Origin of the sequence: Streptomyces sp. NPDC049687 (assembly GCF_044465285.1) — a bacterium.
In the GTDB taxonomy this organism is placed as follows: Bacteria; Actinomycetota; Actinomycetes; order Streptomycetales; family Streptomycetaceae; genus Streptomyces.
Genome location: NZ_JBITLN010000008.1, coordinates 128667 through 145284, shown reverse-complemented (window position 1 = coordinate 145284; position 16618 = coordinate 128667). Strand labels below are relative to the sequence as shown.

Below are 16618 nucleotides of genomic sequence, written 5' to 3'. Positions count from 1 at the left end.
TGTGGACCGCACTTCAGGAGGTTGTCTCCTCCACACCCGAGGGGGTTGTCTTGTCCAGCGGTTCACCCATTCTCCGCCGTCGTTTCCTGACCGGCGGCGCCGTGCTCGCGGCCGTCACCCTGCTGTCCGCGTGCGGCGCCAAGACCGACGCGGCCGGCTCGTCCACCGACAAGGCCGCGAAGATCGACGTCAGCGGCGACACGGTCAAGGTCGGTCTGCTCAACTCGCTCTCCGGCACCATGGCGATCAGCGAGGTGACCGTACGCAACTCGCTGCTGCTGGCCATCGACGAGATCAACGCCTCCGGCGGGGTGCTCGGCAAGAAGATCAAGCCGATCAGCGAGGACGGCGCCTCCGACTGGCCGACGTTCGCCGAGAAGGCGACCAAGCTCATCAAGGAGGACCAGGTCGCGGCCACCTTCGGCTGCTGGACCTCCGCCAGTCGCAAGGCCGTCAAGCCGGTCTTCGAGAAGAACAAGTCGCTGCTGTTCTACCCGGTGCAGTACGAGGGGCTGGAGGAGTCGCCGTACATCTTCTACACGGGCGCGACCACCAACCAGCAGATCATCCCGGCGCTCGACTACCTCAAGAGCCAGGGCAAGAAGAAGCTGTACCTGGTGGGCAGCGACTACGTCTTCCCGCGGACCGCCAACAAGGAGATCAAGGCGTACGCGAAGGCCAACGGGATGACGATCCTCGGCGAGGACTACGCGCCGCTGGGTTCCACGGAGTTCAGCACGATCGCCAACAAGGTGAAGGCGTCGAAGGCGGACGCGGTCTTCAACACCCTCAACGGCGACTCCAACGTGGCCTTCTTCAAGGAGTACAAGTCCGCCGGCCTGACCGCCAAGACCATGCCGGTCGTCTCGGTGTCGATCGCCGAGGAGGAGGTCAAGTCGATCGGATCGCAGTACCTCGCGGGCCAGTTGACGGCGTGGAACTACTACCAGACCACCCCGGGCGCGGCGAACACCAAGTTCGTGAAGGCGTACAAGGCCAAGTACGGCCAGGGCAAGCCGACCAGTGACCCGATGGAGGCCGCCTACACCTCCGTCTACCTGTGGAAGGCGATGGTCGAGAAGGCGAACTCCTTCGACCCGGAGAAGGTGAAGGCGGCCTCCGACGGCATCACCTTCGGCGCGCCCGAGGGCAAGGTCACGGTGGACGGCGCCTCGCAGCACATCTACAAGACCGCGCGCATCGGGAAGATCGGCACCGACGGACTGATCACCGAGGTGTGGAACTCCGGCGAACCCATCAAGCCGGACCCGTTCCTCAAGGGCTACTCCTGGGCCTCCGGCCTGTCCTGACCGCCCGTCTCCGCCGGGGGCCCGGGTGAACCGGGTCCCCCGCCTCCCCCCTCGGAGCCGCCGTATGACCGTGGTCCTCGGTCAGACCTTCACCGGTATCTCGATCGGTGCCGTCCTGCTGCTCATCGCGCTCGGCCTGTCGCTCACCTTCGGTCAGATGAATGTCATCAACATGGCCCACGGCGAGTTCATCATGGCGGGTGCCTACACCACGTACGTCCTGCAGAAGTCCATTTCGAGCGCGGGAATCTCCCTGCTCGTCGCTCTTCCCGTCGCCTTTCTCGTCTCGGGGGCGCTCGGCGCACTGCTGGAATGGCTCCTGATCCGCCGTCTGTATCTCCGTCCCCTGGACACGCTTCTCGTCACCTGGGGCGTCTCCTTGATGCTCCAACAGCTCGCCCGGGACATCTTCGGCGCACCGAATGTACAGACGCGCGCACCGGACGCGCTCACGGGGAACATCACCGTCGTCGGCGGCGGCGATCCGCTCACCTTCGCCACCAGCCGCCTGTTCATCCTGGGTCTCGCGATCGCGGCCGTGGTCGCGCTGTCGCTGACGCTTCGGCTGACGCCGCTGGGCCGCCGGATCCGGGCGGTGGTCCAGAACCGCGACCTGGCGGAGGTCTCGGGCATCTCCACCTCCCGCGTCGACCGCACCGCCTTCTTCATCGGCTCGGGGCTCGCGGGCGTCGCCGGTGTGGCGCTCACCCTGGTCGGTCCGATCGGCCCGACGATGGGCACCAACGTGATCATCGATGCCTTCCTGGTGATCGTGGTCGGCGGCATCGGCCAGCTCAAGGGCAGTGTGATCGTCGCCTTCGTGCTGGGTGTGCTGCAGTCGGTGCTGGAGTACTCCACCACCGTCTCCGTCGCCAAGGTGCTGGTCCTGGTCGCCATCGTCGCATTCCTCCAGTGGCGGCCCCAGGGGCTGTACACGCTGCGGACGAGGAGTCTCGTATGAACGTGCTCAAGGGGCGGTCCGCCCGCGCCTGGGCCGGTTTCACCGGTGCGGCCGTCGTGCTGTTCGCCGTCGCCCCCGTCGTCCTGTCCGACTTCCGGCTGGGCCTGCTCGCCAAATACCTGTGCATGGCCATGGTCGCCGTCGGCATCTGCCTGGCCTGGGGCCGCGGCGGGCTGCTGACGCTCGGGCAGGGTGTGTTCTTCGGGCTCGGCGGCTACGCCATGGCGATGCACCTGAAGATCGCCGACGCCGGTCCAGGGAATCTGCCCGACTTCATGCAGTTGTACGGCACCGCCACCGAACTCCCCTGGTGGTGGAAGCCGTTCGGGAACCCGGTGTTCGCCCTGGCGGCGACCGTGCTGCTGCCGATGGCCGTGGCCGCGCTGCTCGGACTGTTCGTCTTCCGCCGCCGGGTCAAGGGCGCCTACTTCGCGATCCTCAGCCAGGCACTCGCCTCGGCCTTCGCGATCTGGCTCGTCGGCCAGCAGGCCACCACCGGCGGCACCAACGGGCTCACGGACATCCAGGGCTTCTTCGGTTACTCCCTCGACGACCCGGTCAACCAGCGGATGGTGTACTTCGTCATCGCCGCCGCCCTGCTGCTCCTGATCGCCGTCGCCCGTCAGCTCGTCAACAGCCGCTACGGCGAACTCCTCGTCGCCGTACGGGACTCGGAGGAGCGGGTGCGCTTCCTCGGGTACGACCCGGCCAACGTCAAGCTCGTCGCGTACGTCGTCGCCGCCGGCATGGCGGGCCTCGCGGGCGCGCTGTTCGTGCCGGCGGTCGGCATCATCTCCCCCGCTCTGATCGGGATCGTGCCGTCGATCGAGTTCGTGATCGGCGCGGCGGTCGGCGGACGGGCCAGCCTGGTGGGGGCCGTGCTCGGGGCGATCGCGGTCGCCTGGGCGAAGACGGCGCTGTCGGAGGAGTTCCCGGCGGCCTGGACCTACTTCCAGGGGCTGCTCTTCATCGTGGCGCTGGCCTTCCTGCCGGGCGGGCTGGCCTCGCTGACGAAGGCAGTCCGGCGGCGCGGGGCCACCCCGGCGGAGAAGACGGCCGTCATTCCCGTGGGGGAGGCAGCGTGAGCGGGCTGGAGATACGCGGGCTGCGGGTGTCCTTCGACGGGTTCACCGCCGTGGACGGGGTCGACCTCGAGGTGCGCGCCGGTGATCTGCGGTTCCTCATCGGACCCAACGGCGCCGGCAAGACGACCCTCGTCGACGCCGTCACCGGGCTGGTGAAGGCGCAGGGCTCGGTGCGCTTCGGCGGCGAGGAACTGCTGGGGCGCAGTGTGCACCGGATCGCGCGCTCCGGAATCGGGCGCACGTTCCAGACGGCCACCGTCTTCGAGGAGTTGACGGTCCTGCAGAATCTGGACATCGCGGCGGGCGCGGGCCGGGGCGCCTGGACCCTGCTGCGCCGCCGCAGGGGCGTTCCGGAGCCGGTGGCGAAGGCCCTGGAGACGGTCGGGCTGACCGAGTCGGCCGACTCCCCCGCCGGGACGCTCGCGCACGGGCAGAAGCAGTGGCTGGAGATCGGCATGCTGCTCGTCCAGGACGTACGACTGCTGCTGCTCGACGAGCCGGTGGCCGGCATGAGCCACGACGAACGGCAGGCCACCGGCGAGCTGCTGCGGCGCATCAGCGAGGAGCGGACGGTCGTCGTCATCGAGCACGACATGGACTTCATGCGGTCCTTCGCGCGCAGCGTCAGCGTGCTGCACGCCGGCAGGGTGCTCAGCGAGGGAACGGTGGCCGAGGTGCAGGCCGATCCGAAGGTGCAGGAGGTGTACCTCGGGCACGCGGCAGCCGAGGACGCCGTCTCCTCCGACCCGGCCGTGCGGGAGGCGTGATGCTGCAGATCGAGGACGTCCGGGTCGGCTACCACCGCAGCACCGTCCTGCACGGCGTCTCCGTGGAGGTGCCCGCCGACGGGGTCGCCGCGGTGCTGGGACACAACGGCGCCGGCAAGAGCACACTCCTGCGCGCGGCCGTGGGCCTGCTCACCCCCACCGGCGGCACGATCCGTCTCGACGGCGAGGACATCACGCGGCGCCGGCCGCACGAGCGGGTGGCGCGCGGAATGGCGTATGTCCCGCAGGGCCAGCAGGCGTTCCCGCACCTCACGACAGCGGAGAACCTCCAACTGGTCGCCGACGGACGCAAGCGGGGCAAGGAGGCGGTCGCCGAGGCGCTGGACCTGTTCCCGGCGCTCAGGACCCTCTCCGGGCGGCGGGCGGGCCTGCTCTCCGGCGGTCAGCGGCAGCAGCTCGCCATCGCCCGTGCCCTGGTGACGGAGCCGAGGATCCTGCTCCTGGACGAGCCGACGGAGGGCATCCAGCCCTCGGTTGTCACCGAGATCGAGGAGACGATCCTGGCCCTCGCCGCGCGCGGCGGGCTGTCCGTCCTGCTGGTGGAGCAGCACGTGGGCTTCGCGATGCGGGCGGCGCAGCGGTACTGCGTCCTGGAGGCCGGGCGGGTCACGTCGTCCGGTGCGGGCGGCCGCGACGCGGAGCGGTCGGTGCGGGCCGCGCTCAGCGTGTGAGTTCGCGCCGACGCCTTTCCAGGTGGGCCCGCTCGGCCGCGCTCTCGGTGAGGGCCAGGGCGGCGTCGTAGGCCCGTACGGCCTCGGCGCGGCGGTCCAGGCGGCGCAGCAGGTCCGCGCGGACCGCGTGGAAGACGTGGTAGCCGTCGAGGCCGAGCGTGCCGAGCAGGTCGAGGGCCGGGCGGGGTCCCTCCACCTCGGCGACCACCACGGCGCGGTTCAGGGCGACGACCGGACTCGGGGCGACGGCCATGAGCTGGTCGTACAGGCGCAGGATCTGCCCCCAGTCGGTGGCCTCGGCGGTCGGGGCGTCGCTGTGGACGGCCTGGACGGCGGCCTGGATCTGGTACGGCCCGGGCCGGTTCCGGCGCAGACAGCTCCGTACCAGCGACTGCCCCTCCACGATCAGTTCGCGGTCCCAGCGTCCGCGGTCCTGTTCGGGCAGCGGTACGAGCGCCCCCTCGGCGTCCTCCCGGGCGGCGCGGCGGGACTCGATCAGCAGCATCAGGGCCAGCAGTCCGGTGACCTCGGGCTCGTCCGGCATCAGGTCGGCGAGCAACCGGCCCAGCCGTACGGCCTCCGCGCAGAGGCCCGGATCACCCTCGTACCCCTGGTTGTAGATCAGGTAGACGACGGCGAGCACGCCCTTCAGCCGGTCGGGCAGGTCGGCGTCGCGGGGCACCCGGTACGGAATGCGGGCGTCGCGGATCTTCGCCTTGGCGCGGACCAGCCGCTGGGCCATGGTCGGCTCGGGGACGAGGAAGGCGCGGGCGATCTGGGCGGTGGTGAGTCCGCCGAGGAGCCGCAGAGTGAGGGCGACCCGCGCCTGCGGGGCGAGCGCGGGGTGGCAGCAGGTGAAGATCAGGCGGAGCCGGTCGTCGCGCACGGGGCCCTCCTCCGCGGGCGGGTCGGGGGCGTACAGCCGGGTGGCCTCGGCCTGGCGGGCGTCCCGGGTGGCCTCGCGGCGCAGCCGGTCGACGGCCCGGTTGCGGGCCGTGGTGATGATCCACCCGGCCGGGCTCGGCGGCACACCGGTTGCGGGCCAGCGCCGTACGGCCGTGGTGAAGGCGTCCTGGACCGCCTCCTCGGCGAGGTCGATGTCACCGAGGAAGCGGACGAGGACGGCGACGGCCCGGCCGTACTCCGCGCGGAAGACGGCCTCGACGTCCGTGGTGTCCGGCATCGGTCAGTGGGTGTCCACGAAGGGGCGCACCTCGATGGGGAGGGTGGTCGCCAGGGCGGCCTTCCGGCCCCACTCCAGGGCCTCGTCCAGGTCGGCGGCCCTGATCAGGCACAGCCCCCCGAGGTACTCCTTGCCCTCGGCGTACGGCCCGTCGGTGACGAGCACGTCGCCGTCCTGCGGGCGCAGCACGGTGGCCGTCTCCGGCCCGTGCAGCCCGCCCGCGAAGACCCAGGCCCCGGCGGCGCGCAGCTCGTCGTTGTACGCCTCCACGCGGCGCATGATCTCGGCCAGCTCGTCTGGCGGTGGCGGCTCACCGCCGGTCGGCTGGACCACGCTGAGCAGGTAGTGCTTCATGACGTCCTCCTTGGCGTCGTGCCGTTCTCTCACCTCCTACACGAACGGCAGCCCCCTGGATCGACACCCCACACCTGACCACGAGGAAGAATCCTGCCCATGACCGCACCGCACCCCCTCGTCACCCGCGCCCGCCGCCTCGCCGACGACCTCCTCGCCCCGCACGCCGAAGAGGTCGACCAGGGGGAGGTCCCGGTCGGCCACCTCACGGAGATCAGGCGCTCGGGCCTGCTCGGGCTCAACGCGCCCAGGGCGTACGGCGGTGCCGAGGCACCCGGCGCGGTGGTGCGCGAGACGGCCGAGATCCTGGCCGGCGCCTGCTGCTCGACCTGGTTCGTGCAGACACAGCACCACACACCGGTGCTGACCCTGGCGAGGAGCGAGGGCCCGCTGCGCGAGCGCCTGCTGGGCCGGCTGGCGAGCGGTGAACTGTTGTCCGGGGTGGCGTACGCCCACCTGCGGTCGTACCCGCGCGTCGCCGTCCGGGTCACCCGGGAGCGGGGCGGCTGGCGCTTCGACGGGACGGTGCCCTGGTACACGGGCTGGGGACGGAACGACGTGATGCTGCTCGCGGGCGTGACGGACGCGGCCGAGGCCCTGTTCGCCTTCGCGGAGGCGCGGGAGCAGCCGGGGCTGCGGGCCTCGGCGCCGATGCGTCTGGCGGCCATGACGGCGGCCCGCACGGTCTCCCTCGAGCTGGACGGCCTGTGGCTCCCGGAGGACGCGGTGGCCCTGCGCACCCCGTTCGACCGATGGGCGGCCACGGACCGCCTGAAGACGCTGAACGCCAGTCCGGCGGTCTTCGGCATCACGGAGGCGGCGCTGGCTCTGGTCGCCGAGGAGGCGGCGCCCCTGCGCATCCGCCTTTCGGAGATCCGCGAGCGGGCCTACGCCCTCATCGACACCGCCGGGCCCCACGAACACCTGGAGGAACGCCTGACCCTGAAGACCCAGGCCTACCAGCTGATGCAGGCGGCGGCCACCGCGGCCGTGGTCACGGGCGGCGGCCGCTCGATGCTCCTGACGAACAGGGCCCAGCGTTTGGCGAGGGAGGCCTTGTTCCTGCTCGTCCAGGGCCAGACGCGGGAGTCACGCAAGGCGCATGTGGATTCGCTGGTTGGTTAGGGTCCGTCCCCGTGCGGCTCCGCCGCGCGGGCGCGACAGGCCCCAGACGACCCGCACCCGCCGACCCGCACCGAGACCCCACTCTCAGACGGCGAACGGCACCTGCGCAGCCGTCACCCGCTGCCCCGCCGGGTGCTGCCACACCCCCTCCTCGGCCAGTCGTGGCAGCACCCCTTCCCCGAACCAGTACGCCTCCTCGAGATGCGGATACCCGGACAGCACGAACTCCTCGATACCGAGTGCCGCATACTCCTTGATCCGCTCGGCGACCTCGTCGTGGCTGCCCACCAGCGCGGTCCCCGCGCCACCGCGCACCAGTCCGATCCCCGCCCACAGATTGGGACGGATCTCCAGCCCGTCCCGGCTCCCACCGTGCAGCGCGAGCATCCGCCGCTGCCCCTCGGACTCACTGCGCGCCAACCCGGCCTGTACGGACTCGACGGTGCCGGGGTCGAACCCGTCGAGCAGCCGGTTCGCCTCGGCCCAGGCTTCCGCGGCCGTGTCGCGGGTGATGACGTGCAGCCGGATGCCGAACCGCAGCGTCCGCCCGCGCTTCGCCGCGAGTCCCCTGATCCAGGCGATCTTCTCCGCGACCTGGGCCGGCGGCTCACCCCAGGTGAGGTAGACGTCGGCGTACTGCGCGGCGATCTCTCCGGCGATCGGCGAGGATCCCCCGAAATACACCTCGGGGACCGGATCCGGCACCCGAGCCAGCGTCGCGTCCTCGACCCGGAGGTGCTCGCCCTTCAGGCCGACGGTCTTGCCGTCCCACAACCCCCGTACGATTTCAAGGAATTCACCGGTACGACGGTAACGGTCGTCCTTGTCGAGGAAGTCGCCGTAGGCCCGCTGCTCATGGCTCTCGCCCCCGGTGACCACGTTGAGGAGCAGCCGTCCGCCGGTCTGGCGCTGGAAGGTGGACGCCATCTGCGCGGCGAGTGTCGGTGAGACGGAGCCGGGCCGGAAGGCGACGAGGAACTTCAGCCGCTCGGTGTGCTGGCTGACCATGGCGGTGGTCAGCCACGCGTCCTCGCACCAGGCCCCGGTCGGGGTGAGCGCGCCCACGAAGCCGAGGTCCTCGGCGGCGCGGGCGATCTGGCTCAGATAGGCGACCGTCGGCGGCCGGTCCCGTCCGGAGGCGGTGGCCGGGGTGCCGTGGCCACCACCGACGACGTGGCGGCTGTCGCCGTTGGTGGGGAGGAACCAGTGGAAGGCGAGGGGCATGGGGGCTCCGATCGAGGGTGTCGCTGGAAGAGGCCACGCGTACGGCCGACACGGCGCGCGCTCGTCGTCAGCTCGCCGCGGCCAGGTACGCGGTGCGTCCGAGGGCCGCCGAGAACTGGTCGAGGACCTGGCCGAGCGCCTCGGCGGTGGCCGGGGCGACGGTGACCGTGCCGTCCTCGTGGGCGGTGATGTCCTTGTCGAGGGTGAACCAGCCCTGCACGATGTGGGCGGCGCCCATGGAGTTCAGTACCGGCCGCAGGGCGTAGTCGATGGCCAGGACATGGGCGGTGGAGCCGCCGGTGGCCAGGGGCAGCACGGTCTTACCGGTGAGCGCGTACTGCGGCAGCAGGTCGAGGAGCGCCTTGAGGACACCGGAGTAGGACGCCTTGTATACCGGCGTGCCCACGACGACACCGTCGGCCGCCGCGAACAGTTCGGTGGCCGCCACGATCGCCGGGTGGCGGAAGTCCGCGCCGAGCAGGGCCTCGGCCGGGATCGTCCGGACGTCGAGGGGAATCACCTGATGGCCCTGGGCGGTCAGCCGCTGGTCGAGGTGACGCAGCAGCCGGCCGGTGCGGGAGGAGGCGGAAGGGCTGCCGGAGACGGACAGGACGGTGGCCATGGGTCCTCTTTCGAAGGCAGGGCGAATTTCACGGCCGCGACGGGCACGCGGAACTCCTGTGGCGAAATGCTTTCGGGCACGCCGAATTCACAGGCGCGGTGAGTCAATGAGAGGAAAGCGAGGAAAGGAAAAGCGCGGCGGATCTCGGCGAAGGGAGGATCAGGCCGCGGCGCAACAGGAGGCGCTGGAGACGCGCGCGAGGTCGACATGGCGTCGCCGCGTGAGGTCCAGTCGCATGTTCATGCCGTAGATCGTGACAGTCGCCGGCGACGCCAGTCAAGGAAAACCCGACCGGTCTCGTATTGCGGATTACCCGCTCTCAGTCCTCGTCGTTGACGGCGACGACAACGAGGAAGGCGTCGGACTTCAGGTCCATGACGACGGTTGCGGGCCGGCCCTCGGCGCGTAGGCGCGCCGCGCATTCCTCCGCCGGCCACGATCCGCGCGGAGCTCCCGCAGAGAAGCGTTCCAACACCTTCGCGCGCATAGCGGCAGACACCTCACCCTTCGTATTCGTATCGGACGACTCGCGTACCGTTCGTCTGCCCCGGATCGCCGCGAGCATGTGGGGTGCATCCGGGGCCTGTCTTCGAGGGGAAGTGATCGAAGGGAAGCGACGGGGGAAGTGATCGGGGGAAGTGATCGGGGGAAGGTCACCGACACGAGGGATCGACCGCTCATGACAGAAGAGGGCCGCGACACCGCACCGTTGTGCCTGGTGACCGGCGCGACGGGGTACATCGGCGGCCGGCTCGTCCCGGAGCTGCTGGCGGCGGGCCTGCGGGTGCGCTGTCTGGCCCGCTCCCCGGACCGGCTGCGCGACCATCCGTGGGCCGGCCGGGCGGAGGTGGTCCGCGGGGACGTCACGGACGCGGAGTCCGTCGCGGCGGCGATGCGGGGTGTCGACGTCGCGTACTACCTGGTGCACGCGCTGGGCACCGGCAAGGGGTTCGAGGAGACCGACCGGCGGGCCGCGCGGATCTTCGGGGAGTCGGCACGGGCCGCGAACGTACGCCGCCTCGTCTACCTGGGCGGGCTCACCCCGTACGGCGTTCCGGAGCGGGAGCTGTCGCCGCATCTGCGCTCGCGTGCCGAGGTGGGCCGCATCCTGCTGGACTGCGGTGTGCCCACGGCCGTGCTGCGGGCGGCGGTCGTCATCGGCTCGGGTTCGGCCTCCTTCGAGATGCTCCGCTACCTCACCGAACGGCTGCCGCTGATGATCACCCCGAGCTGGGTGCACACCCGGATCCAGCCGGTCTCCGTCAGGGACGTGCTGCGCGCCCTGGTGGGCAGCGCCAGGCTGCCGGACGACGTCAGCCGGGCCTTCGACATCGGCGGCCCGGACATCCTGACGTATCGGGAGATGATGCTCCGGTACGCCGCCGTCGCGGGCCTGCCGCGCCGGGTGATCCTGCCCGTGCCGGTGCTCACCCCGGGCCTGTCCAGTCAGTGGGTCGGACTGGTGACACCCGTCCCGGCGTCGATCGCTCGGCCGCTCACCGAGTCGCTGCGGCACGAGGTGGTCTGCCGCGAGCACGACATCGCCCGGTACGTGCCGGATCCGCCCGGTCATCCGGTCGGCTTCGACGAGGCGGTCCGGCTCGCCCTGCGCCGGGTGCGCGACGCGGACGTCGCCACCCGCTGGTCCTCGGCCTCGCTGCCCGGGGCCCCCAGCGATCCGCTGCGGACCGACCCGGACTGGGCCGGCGGCAGCCTCTACACCGACCACCGAGAGCTGAGGGTGGACGCACCGCGCACCTCCCTGTGGCGGGTGATCGAGGGCATCGGCGGGGACAACGGCTGGTACTCCTTCCCGCTCGCCTGGGCGGTACGGGGGTGGCTGGACCGGCTGGCGGGCGGGGCCGGCCTGCGCCGGGGGCGCCGGGACCCCACGCGGCTGCGGGTGGGCGACTCGCTGGACTTCTGGCGGGTCGAGGAGATCGAACCGGGGCGGCTGCTCAGACTGCGCGCGGAGATGCGGTTGCCGGGTACGGCGTGGCTGGAGATGTACGCGGAGACGGACGACGCCGGGCGCACCCGGTTCCGCCAACGCGCCCTGTTCCATCCGCACGGGCTGCTCGGCCACGCGTACTGGTGGGGCGTCTCGCCGTTCCACGCGATCGTGTTCGGTGGCATGGCCCGCAACATCGCCCGGGCGGCCCTGGCGGACGCGGCGTCCCGGGCGCAGGAGCAGGCGCAGCAGCCTGCGAGCCGATGAGGCGGGGTGGCGCCGGCGCATCCGTCGGAGCCCGCCGCCCGGAAAAGAGGTTCAATCGGTCATTCACTCCCCCGGAGCCCCGCCCATGAACGTCTCGGTCGTCCTGTTCACCTCCGACCTGCGGCTGCACGACCACCCCCCGCTCCGCGCGGCCCTCGACGGCGCCCGTCAGGTGGTCCCGCTGTTCGTACGCGACCGTGCCGTGGACGGCGCCGGCTTCGCCGCGCCCAACCGGCTGGCGTTCCTCGCCGACTGTCTGCGCGATCTCGACACGGGCCTGCGGGAGCGGGGTGGCCGGCTGGTGGTGCGGTCCGGGAACCTGGTGGAGGAGGTGTGCCGGGTGGCAGCCGAGGCGGAGGCCGACGAGGTCCATCTGGCGGCGGACGTGAGCGCGCACGCACAGCGCCGTGAGGAGCGGCTGCGGCGCGCGCTGGAGGCGGAGGGCGTGCGCCTGCATGTCCACGGCACGGTGACGACGGCGGTGGATCCCGGTGCGGTGGCCCCGGCGTCCTCGGACCACTTCGCGGTCTTCACGCCCTACTTCCGGCGCTGGTCGCAGTACCGGCTGCGCGACCCGCTCGCGGCGCCCCGTGCCGTGCGGGTGCCGGACGGGATCGGTTCGGAGGAGCTGCCCGGGCGCAAGGGACTGCCGGGACTGTCGCCGCGGTCGGCCCCGGGTGGCGAGACGGAGGGCCGGGAGCGGCTGGCCGTCTGGCTGCGCTCGGGCATCGCCGCGTACGCGGACCGGCATGACGATCTGGCCGGCGACGCGACCTCCCGGCTCTCGCCGCACCTGCACTTCGGCACGCTCTCCCCCGTCGAGCTCGTGCACCGGGCGCGCGCGGCGGGCGGGCCGGGTGCGGAGGCGTTCGTACGGCAGGTCGCCTGGCGTGACTTCCACCGCCAGGTGCTGGCGGCCCGGCCGGAAGCGGCGGCCGCCGACTACCGCACCAGGCACGACCGCTGGCGTTCGGAGCGGACGGCCGGTGCGGACATCGAGGCCTGGCGGGAGGGCCGTACCGGCTATCCGGTGGTGGACGCGGCGATGCGGCAACTGCGCGAGGAGGGCTGGATGCACAACCGGGGCCGGCTGCTGACGGCGAGTTTCCTCACCAAGACGCTGTACGTCGACTGGCGGATCGGCGCCCGGCACTTCCTGGAGCTGCTGGTCGACGGGGACGTGGCCAACAACCAGCTCAACTGGCAGTGGATGGCCGGCACCGGCACCGACTCCCGGCCCAACCGGGTCCTCAACCCCGTCACCCAGGCGAGGCGGTACGACCCGGAGGGGGCGTACGTACGGCGCTGGGTGCCGGAGCTGGAGGGTGTGGCGGGAGCGGCCGCGCACGAGCCGTGGAAGCTGACGGGGCCGGACCGGGCGGCGCTCCTGTATCCCGAACCGATCGTCGGTCTTTCCGACGGACTGGACCGCTTCAGACGGGCACGCGGAGGGGCCTGAGAGCCGGGGTGCGGGCACGGCAGCGCCGAAGATTCGCGCGGGCACGTCGAGTCGGCTGAGTCCGGCGTTGAGCGCCTCCAGCGGCAGCGTGTGCTGCTCGCCCGGTACGCGGACCAGCACGACCGGTCCCGGCCCGCCGGCCGGGTCTCCCGGTACGGCGGGCCGGGGGGCCTGACACAGGGCGGCGGAGACGGACGCCTGATGCCTTGCGACGCAGAGACGCCGCACGGCCGGCCGAAGGGGCGCAGCCTTCGGGTCGGCTGCCTCAGCACCCGGTCCGACCTCTACACATAAAGGCCAGATAAGCGCAAAATGTCCCTTACGCGGCGCTTACCGCACACCGCACACACGCGGTCGGCCAGCAAGTCGAAGGAGACGAGTGATGGCCAACGTCTCGCCAGGCAGCAGAAATGACATATCGACCCACCCCGACGCATCCGAGATGCGGGCCCGCTACGACCGCATGCTCGGCGGCCGTGATGTGGCGCTCGTGGACGGACCCGTGTTCCTGCTCGGTCTGTACTGCGCGGTGTCCCCGTGGATCCTCCACTACACCACCAGTCAGCCCGCCCTCATGACCCACAACCTGATCGTCGGCATCGCCATCGGCCTCCTGGCTCTCGGTTTCACCGCCGCTCCGGACCGTATGTACGGCCTGAGCTGGGCCATGTGCGCGCTCGGCGTCTGGATGATCATCGCACCGTGGGTCGTCGGTGACAGCCCCGACGCCGGCGTCGCGGTCAACAACATCATCATCGGCGCCCTGGCGGTGATCCTGGGCATGATGTGCGCCTTCACGGCGGCGAGGAGCACCCCGCGGCCATAGCCTGTCGCTCCCGAAACCAGGAACACGGTCCGGCCGGCCCGCACCACGGGTCGGCCGGCCCGCGCCGTCCGCCCGGAAATCCGTTGGCGGGCACTGTCCCACGGCTGCCAGGCTGCCCGAATGCATCATGCGGAAGTGCTGCTCATCGGGGGGCGCGCCGGCGTCGGCAAGACGACGGTGGGCTGGGAGGTGTCGGCGCGGCTGCGGGCGGCAGGCGTCCCGCACGCGGTGATCGACGGGGACTTCATGGGGCAGGTGCACCCGGCGCCGCAGGGTGATCCCACCCGGGCCGTCGTCGTGGAGCGCAACCTGACCGCCGTCTGGGGCAACTACGCCGAGCTCGGCTACCGGCGGCTCGTCTACACGAACACGGTGTGCGTCCTCGAGGAGGCGGCGGGTTCCTTCCGCCGGGCCATGGGGGACGACGTCCGGCTCCACCGGGTCCTGCTCACCGCCACCGACGAGACCGCCGCCCGGCGGCTCACCGGGAGGGAGCTGGGATCCGAGCTCGAGAGCGAACTGACGAAGAGCGTCCGCAAGGCGCGACTGCTCGACGATCGGGCGCCCGCGGACACCCACCGGGTGACGACCGAGGGTCGGTCGGTGCCGGACATCGCCCGTGAGGTGGTGGCCCACACCGGTTGGGCCGCCCCGTAGGACGACCCAACCGGCTCCGCGTCAGCTGACGTTGAGTGCCGTGTCGTCGATGACGAAGGACGTCTGCAGTGTGGAGCCCTCGGTGCCGGTGAACTTGAGGGTGACGGTCTGCCCGGCGTAGCTCGCCAGGCTGAAGCTGCGCTGGGTGTAGCCGCCGGCCGCGTTGAGGTTGGAGTAGGTCGCCAAGGTGCTCAGGACGGTTCCGGAGCTGTTGAGCACCTGGACCTTGAGGGTGTCGTACGCCGTGCTGGTGGAGGTCTCCGCCGTGTCGATGTGCAGAGAGAAGCCGAGGGCGGCGGTGGTGCAGGCGGACGGGATGGTCACCGACTGGGAGAGCGTGTCGGTGGTGGCGGTGCCGTAGCCGTCGAGCCAGGCGTAGTACGAGCCCGTACGGGCCGACTGGCTGGAGGAGTTGGTGATCACACCGCTCGAGGCGCTCCAGATGGTGGCGCCGGACTCGAAGCCGTTGTTGCCGAGGAGCTGGGCGGCGGTGCAGGAGCCCGAGCCGCCGCCGTCCCCGCCGCCGCTGCCGCTCGCGCCGGCGAGCCACTCGGTGGCGTTCAGTGCGAGGGCGGCGTTGGTGGCACCGGTGTCGTTCCAGCCGTCGTAGAGCGTGTTGCCGGACTGGCCGGTGCCGTCGTCGACGGGCGAGCTGTCGCCCCAGAACGCGACGCGGCCGCTGCCGAAGGTGCTGGTGGCGAAGAAGGCGCCGGTGTTGCCGGAGTAACCGCTGCGGTAGAGCAGGCCCTTGACGCTGGAGTTGTCCGAGGGCTTGAGGGTGGCCGTGGTGCCACTGGCGATGAGGCTCTTGGTGACGGTCCCGAAGGAGCCGTGCAGCACCGGGTCGGTGCTGTCGCTGATGGCGGCCGGGTAGCCGGAGCTGATGCTGAGGGAGTCGATGGAGAAGCCGAACGGGTCGGTGGAGTCGACGCTGTTGTTGGTCATCAGGTCGTTGAGGACCTCGACCGCGTCCTCGCCGTCGTTGTTGCGGTCGGCGCCGGTGTGGTCGGAGATCATGAACAGGCCGCCGCCGTTCTTCACGAAGTTCATGATCGCCGTCTTCTCGGCGGTGGTGAACAGCGTGTTGGGTTCCGGCAGGACCAGCGTGTCGAAGTTCGACAGGTCGGTGGACGACGAGCCGCCGTAGGTGAGGGCGCTGGTGGCGGTCTTGAGGCTGTAGTCGCCGGTCTTCTGCAGGGCGACGCCCCACGACGACAGGGCGCCGGTCCAGTCCGTCTCGGAGGACGGGGAGGAGTCCTGGGACAGGGGGTCGGGCTTGCTGGTGGAGATGATCCAGTCCGCGTTGCCCGCCTCCTCGGCGTGGCCGTCGTCGAACAGGATGCGGTGGGGGGTGGCCGCGTGAGCGGGGGTGGCGGTGGCGCTGGCCTCGAGGGCGGCTCCGGTGACGAGCAGACCGAAACCGGCCAGGAGGGTGGTGACCTTGCGGCGGGATCTCTGTGATCCGAGCATCCGGCGAACCTCCGTGAACGGTGGGGAGACGAGGGTGCGGGCGCCGATCTGCGCGCGTAGACCCGGCATCGAAGGGTTCTACACGCGTTGAACGATTGAAAGGTACATGGCATGGCCACGCCGTGAACATCAAACGCGGGCAATGATGTGGGCAATGACTTGGGCGATTACATCGGCAATCGCCCCGCGCGGGAACCGGAGCGGACTGCCCCACCCCGCAGGGGGCACAAGGACAGCAAAGGTGGTCTCGCAGAGGAGGGGCGGAGATGGAAGTCGACGGCATCATCAGTGCCATCTTCATAGGCATCATTATCGGCGTTCTGGGCCGGCTCGTCGTCCCGGGCCGCCAGCGCATCGGCGTGCTGTGGACGATCCTGGTCGGCGTCGTGGCCGCGCTGATCGGTTCGGCGATCGCCGCGGGCCTGGGCGTGGCCGACACCAAGGGCGTCGACTGGGTCGAGTGGCTCATCCAGATCGCTCTCGCCGCACTCGGTGTGACGGCGCTGGACCGCGCCAAGGCACGGCGCTGAACGCGCCGCACCGATGGTGCCCCGAAGTCCCGGACGGCCTTCATCCCGGCCGTCCGGGACGGTGCGTCCCGCCGGCCACCGGCCCGACACCCGGCGAGCAGCCGACCGCCCGCCCTCGAGGGAGCCGAACCGGAG

18 protein-coding genes are annotated in these 16618 nt (G+C 71.1%); 11 read left to right on the top strand and 7 right to left on the bottom strand.

The genetic code is table 11. The features are described 5' to 3' along the window. Window positions 1-50: 50 nt before the first annotated feature. The 5 genes from urtA to urtE all read left to right on the top strand — a co-directional run bounded on the left by urtA (window position 51) and on the right by urtE (window position 4815). Window positions 51-1310: an urea ABC transporter substrate-binding protein gene (urtA, locus tag ACIBVL_RS24565; protein WP_399099770.1), complete on the top strand. Its 1260-nt coding sequence runs from the start codon at window positions 51-53 to the stop codon at window positions 1308-1310. A 64-nt stretch (window positions 1311-1374) separates the two neighbouring features. Next, window positions 1375-2271, top strand: coding sequence for an urea ABC transporter permease subunit UrtB (urtB, locus tag ACIBVL_RS24560; RefSeq protein WP_399099768.1), 897 nt, complete (start codon window positions 1375-1377; stop codon window positions 2269-2271). Beyond that, window positions 2268-3356, top strand: a complete 1089-nt coding sequence (urtC, locus tag ACIBVL_RS24555) for an urea ABC transporter permease subunit UrtC (RefSeq protein WP_399099766.1) — start codon at window positions 2268-2270, stop codon at window positions 3354-3356. The genes urtB and urtC overlap by 4 nt, the downstream gene beginning before the upstream one ends. Then, a complete protein-coding gene (gene urtD, locus ACIBVL_RS24550) occupies window positions 3353-4123 on the top strand; it encodes an urea ABC transporter ATP-binding protein UrtD (protein WP_399099763.1) in 771 nt (256 codons plus the stop codon). The genes urtC and urtD overlap by 4 nt, the downstream gene beginning before the upstream one ends. Further along, window positions 4123-4815, top strand: a complete 693-nt coding sequence (gene urtE, locus ACIBVL_RS24545) for an urea ABC transporter ATP-binding subunit UrtE (protein ID WP_399099761.1) — start codon at window positions 4123-4125, stop codon at window positions 4813-4815. Before urtD ends, urtE begins: the two co-directional genes overlap by 1 nt. On the opposite strand, the gene ACIBVL_RS24540 is transcribed toward urtE, so the two are convergent. Continuing rightward, window positions 4805-5998, bottom strand: coding sequence for an RNA polymerase sigma factor (locus tag ACIBVL_RS24540; protein ID WP_399099759.1), 1194 nt, complete (start codon window positions 5996-5998; stop codon window positions 4805-4807). The two genes, urtE and ACIBVL_RS24540, sit on opposite strands and share 11 nt — an antisense overlap. 3 nt (window positions 5999-6001) lie before the next feature. Beyond that, the gene (locus ACIBVL_RS24535; RefSeq protein WP_399099756.1) at window positions 6002-6352 is read right to left on the bottom strand and encodes a YciI family protein; all 351 of its coding nucleotides are present in this window, start codon (window positions 6350-6352) and stop codon (window positions 6002-6004) included. 99 nt (window positions 6353-6451) lie between these two features. On the opposite strand from ACIBVL_RS24535, the gene ACIBVL_RS24530 reads away from it, so the two are divergent. Beyond that, the gene (locus tag ACIBVL_RS24530) at window positions 6452-7477 is read left to right on the top strand and encodes an acyl-CoA dehydrogenase family protein (protein ID WP_399099753.1); all 1026 of its coding nucleotides are present in this window, start codon (window positions 6452-6454) and stop codon (window positions 7475-7477) included. A gap of 84 nt (window positions 7478-7561) precedes the next feature. Here the strand turns inward: ACIBVL_RS24530 and ACIBVL_RS24525 are convergent, their stop codons facing one another. The 4 genes from ACIBVL_RS24525 to ACIBVL_RS24510 all read right to left on the bottom strand — a co-directional run bounded on the left by ACIBVL_RS24525 (window position 7562) and on the right by ACIBVL_RS24510 (window position 9810). Further along, entirely contained in the window at window positions 7562-8701 is a 1140-nt protein-coding gene (locus tag ACIBVL_RS24525) for an LLM class flavin-dependent oxidoreductase (protein WP_399099751.1), read from the bottom strand. Between the two features lie 67 nt (window positions 8702-8768). Next, complete coding sequence (ssuE, locus tag ACIBVL_RS24520) at window positions 8769-9323, bottom strand: NADPH-dependent FMN reductase (protein ID WP_399099749.1); 555 nt, start codon at window positions 9321-9323, stop codon at window positions 8769-8771. Between the two features lie 159 nt (window positions 9324-9482). Next, complete coding sequence (locus ACIBVL_RS24515) at window positions 9483-9560, bottom strand: putative leader peptide (protein WP_350786652.1); 78 nt, start codon at window positions 9558-9560, stop codon at window positions 9483-9485. An 82-nt stretch (window positions 9561-9642) separates the two neighbouring features. Beyond that, on the bottom strand, window positions 9643-9810 hold the full coding sequence (locus tag ACIBVL_RS24510) for a hypothetical protein (protein WP_399099747.1): 168 nt from the start codon (window positions 9808-9810) through the stop codon (window positions 9643-9645). 192 nt (window positions 9811-10002) lie between these two features. Between ACIBVL_RS24510 and ACIBVL_RS24505 the strand changes: the two genes are divergently transcribed. From ACIBVL_RS24505 to ACIBVL_RS24490, 4 genes are all read left to right on the top strand, one after another. After that, window positions 10003-11541 carry an SDR family oxidoreductase gene (locus tag ACIBVL_RS24505; RefSeq protein WP_399099745.1) on the top strand — a complete coding sequence of 513 codons (1539 nt, stop codon included), beginning with the start codon at window positions 10003-10005 and terminating at the stop codon, window positions 11539-11541. An 85-nt stretch (window positions 11542-11626) separates the two neighbouring features. Beyond that, window positions 11627-13000 (top strand): cryptochrome/photolyase family protein, encoded by a 1374-nt coding sequence (locus tag ACIBVL_RS24500; protein ID WP_399099743.1) that lies wholly within the window; start codon window positions 11627-11629, stop codon window positions 12998-13000. Window positions 13001-13382: 382 nt separating this feature from the next. Continuing rightward, the gene (locus ACIBVL_RS24495) at window positions 13383-13826 is read left to right on the top strand and encodes an SPW repeat protein (protein ID WP_399099741.1); all 444 of its coding nucleotides are present in this window, start codon (window positions 13383-13385) and stop codon (window positions 13824-13826) included. 120 nt (window positions 13827-13946) lie between these two features. Then, window positions 13947-14483, top strand: coding sequence for a hypothetical protein (locus ACIBVL_RS24490; protein WP_399099739.1), 537 nt, complete (start codon window positions 13947-13949; stop codon window positions 14481-14483). 21 nt (window positions 14484-14504) lie between these two features. Here the strand turns inward: ACIBVL_RS24490 and ACIBVL_RS24485 are convergent, their stop codons facing one another. After that, window positions 14505-15953 carry a hydrolase gene (locus ACIBVL_RS24485; protein WP_399100390.1) on the bottom strand — a complete coding sequence of 483 codons (1449 nt, stop codon included), beginning with the start codon at window positions 15951-15953 and terminating at the stop codon, window positions 14505-14507. Between the two features lie 266 nt (window positions 15954-16219). Here ACIBVL_RS24485 and ACIBVL_RS24480 point away from each other — a divergent pair, with 266 nt between their 5' ends. After that, the gene (locus tag ACIBVL_RS24480; protein WP_399099737.1) at window positions 16220-16483 is read left to right on the top strand and encodes a GlsB/YeaQ/YmgE family stress response membrane protein; all 264 of its coding nucleotides are present in this window, start codon (window positions 16220-16222) and stop codon (window positions 16481-16483) included. Window positions 16484-16618 lie beyond the last annotated feature (135 nt).

What these genes read in the sequence shown, in the direction of transcription:
- ACIBVL_RS24505 (WP_399099745.1), top strand. Translation starts at nt 10,003, where the DNA reads ATGACAGAAGAGGGCCGCGACACCGCACCGTTGTGCCTGGTGACCGGC.
- ACIBVL_RS24535 (WP_399099756.1), bottom strand. Translation starts at nt 6,352, where the DNA reads ATGAAGCACTACCTGCTCAGCGTGGTCCAGCCGACCGGCGGTGAGCCG.
- ACIBVL_RS24480 (WP_399099737.1), top strand. Translation starts at nt 16,220, where the DNA reads ATGGAAGTCGACGGCATCATCAGTGCCATCTTCATAGGCATCATTATC.
- ACIBVL_RS24540 (WP_399099759.1), bottom strand. Translation starts at nt 5,998, where the DNA reads ATGCCGGACACCACGGACGTCGAGGCCGTCTTCCGCGCGGAGTACGGC.
- ACIBVL_RS24510 (WP_399099747.1), bottom strand. Translation starts at nt 9,810, where the DNA reads ATGCGCGCGAAGGTGTTGGAACGCTTCTCTGCGGGAGCTCCGCGCGGA.
- ssuE (WP_399099749.1), bottom strand. Translation starts at nt 9,323, where the DNA reads ATGGCCACCGTCCTGTCCGTCTCCGGCAGCCCTTCCGCCTCCTCCCGC.
- urtE (WP_399099761.1), top strand. Translation starts at nt 4,123, where the DNA reads ATGCTGCAGATCGAGGACGTCCGGGTCGGCTACCACCGCAGCACCGTC.
- ACIBVL_RS24490 (WP_399099739.1), top strand. Translation starts at nt 13,947, where the DNA reads ATGCATCATGCGGAAGTGCTGCTCATCGGGGGGCGCGCCGGCGTCGGC.
- ACIBVL_RS24525 (WP_399099751.1), bottom strand. Translation starts at nt 8,701, where the DNA reads ATGCCCCTCGCCTTCCACTGGTTCCTCCCCACCAACGGCGACAGCCGC.
- ACIBVL_RS24515 (WP_350786652.1), bottom strand. Translation starts at nt 9,560, where the DNA reads ATGCGACTGGACCTCACGCGGCGACGCCATGTCGACCTCGCGCGCGTC.
- ACIBVL_RS24530 (WP_399099753.1), top strand. Translation starts at nt 6,452, where the DNA reads ATGACCGCACCGCACCCCCTCGTCACCCGCGCCCGCCGCCTCGCCGAC.
- ACIBVL_RS24500 (WP_399099743.1), top strand. Translation starts at nt 11,627, where the DNA reads ATGAACGTCTCGGTCGTCCTGTTCACCTCCGACCTGCGGCTGCACGAC.
- ACIBVL_RS24485 (WP_399100390.1), bottom strand. Translation starts at nt 15,953, where the DNA reads ATGCTCGGATCACAGAGATCCCGCCGCAAGGTCACCACCCTCCTGGCC.
- urtC (WP_399099766.1), top strand. Translation starts at nt 2,268, where the DNA reads ATGAACGTGCTCAAGGGGCGGTCCGCCCGCGCCTGGGCCGGTTTCACC.
- ACIBVL_RS24495 (WP_399099741.1), top strand. Translation starts at nt 13,383, where the DNA reads ATGGCCAACGTCTCGCCAGGCAGCAGAAATGACATATCGACCCACCCC.
- urtB (WP_399099768.1), top strand. Translation starts at nt 1,375, where the DNA reads ATGACCGTGGTCCTCGGTCAGACCTTCACCGGTATCTCGATCGGTGCC.